Source organism: Mycobacterium sp. (assembly GCF_050701675.1).
Lineage (GTDB): Bacteria > Actinomycetota > Actinomycetes > Mycobacteriales > Mycobacteriaceae > Mycobacterium.
The window spans coordinates 1-1871 of sequence record NZ_JBOGDD010000300.1 but is presented as its reverse complement, the minus strand read 5'-3'; the positions used below and the strand labels follow the sequence as shown (position 1 = coordinate 1871).

The following is a 1871-nucleotide window of genomic DNA, read 5'->3' as shown; positions in this document are numbered from 1 at the left end:
TCTTCCCGGCCCGCGGGCCGCCGACGACCGCAGCATTGCCGCCCGCCGCCCGCAGGTCGACCTGCAGGTGATCGCGTCGCTGCGCAAACGGGTTGTCCACCAAACCGATCGGCACGACCAGCGGTGTACCCGGTTGCCCGACGCCTGCGAGCAGGGCACCGAGCGTCGGCGCTACCTCCAGCGGAGGCAGCCACACTTGATGTGCGGCCTCGCCCCTTGCGGCCAATCCATCCACCACGACGTCCAGCAGGGCTCGAGATCCATGGGTACGAAGGCGTTCTGCGCCCAGCTGCTGGGAACTGGCCGCCGTGAACGGCATCGGGACCACGCCGCGCGGCGGCGCGGGCGTGGTGACGGGTCCGGAGACGAACGCGGTACGAAACCGCACCAGCTCACCGGACGCCGTCTTGAGGAATGCCGCACCGGGAGTGGCAGGCAGGTCATAGGCCTCCGTCGTTCCGAGTACGGTTCGGGACTCGCTGGCGGAGAACGTCTTCAAACAGACACGGTATGACAGGTGGGTCTCGATCCCGCGTAACCGGCCTTCGTCGAGACGCTGACTCGCGAGCAGCAGGTGCATGCCAAGCGACCGACCGAGGCGGCCGACCGCGACGAACAATTCGGCGAAGTCGGGGTGCTGGCTGAGCAGTTCGGAGAACTCGTCGACGATGACGAGCAGGGCGGGCAGCGGCTCGAGGTCCGCACCCCCAGCACGCGCCGCGTCGTAGTCGCCGACGTTCAGAAAGTTTCCCGCGCCTCGCAGCACCCGTTGCCGCCGCGTCATCTCACCGGCAAGGGCGTCTCGCATCCGCGCCACCAGGTGCTGTTCTTCGGAGAGGTTGGTGACCACGGCCGCGACGTGTCTCAAACGCTCGAAGCCGAGAAACGTCGCCCCACCCTTGAAGTCGACGAGGACCAGGTTCAGCTCATCGGGCGGGTGGGTCGCAATCAGGCCGAGCGCCAGCGTCCGCAGGAACTCCGACTTGCCCGATCCGGTCGCACCAACGCACAGCCCGTGCGGGCCCATACCCCCGTTGGCCGCCTCCTTGATGTCCAGTTCGACGGGCTCGCCGCCGTCACCCACCCCGATGACCACCCGGAGGCGCCGGTCCCCCGTTCGTCGCCGCCACACCCGCTCGCAGTCGATGCGTGCGGGGTCACCGATGCCGACGAGGTCCGGCCAGTCCGCGGCGCTCCTGGTAGGCGTGGACGTCGTAGCGAACCGGGCCAGCCTCCTGGCGCAGACGACCGCCTGAGTCGAGGTCAACGCATCCGGCCGTTCGAAGGCCACGCGGTCGTCGACGTCCAGACACAGACCGTCACCCGCCCGCGCCTGACCGATGACCACCACCGTCGCACCCCCTGGCCGCTGACGGAGGTCGACGGGGTCGGGACCACCGTCCACGATGACCACCCGGTGCGCCTCGTGGCCAGCCCGGCTCGAATGCCGGTGATGCGGCAACCATTTCAGCCAGTCCCATTCGCGCTCGCAGGCAGAGCCGACGGCAGTGATCTCCAGGACGTCGGGAGCGTGCAGGACGGCCAATTGACACACCATGGCCCGCACCAGTCCGCGCGCTGCCTCCTGCGCTCCCTCGACGAGGATGCGCGGGTGCGCGAGCAGGTCGACGGTGATCGGCAGACCCGGCACCGTCGACCGATCCGCGACCATCCGGGCAAGCGCCTCCGCCGTCACCGGATCCCGTGACTCGGCCTGTCCGGGCTCCGGCAGCACCAGCGGGGTGGACAGCGGACCGGCACCGATGCCGACCCGGACGAGGCAGAAGTCCTCATCGTCGGGACGCCGCTCCCACATGCGGGCGCCGCCGACGAGGGTCCACGTAGCCGCCGGTTCGGGATGACTCCAGTGC

At 69.6% G+C, this 1871-nt stretch carries 1 protein-coding gene; it reads right to left on the bottom strand.

Annotation, left to right across the window (positions count from 1 at the left end):
• A partial coding sequence (gene eccCa, locus ACRDUX_RS08895) for a type VII secretion protein EccCa (RefSeq protein WP_526413021.1) occupies nt 1–1871 on the bottom strand: 1871 nt, incomplete at both ends.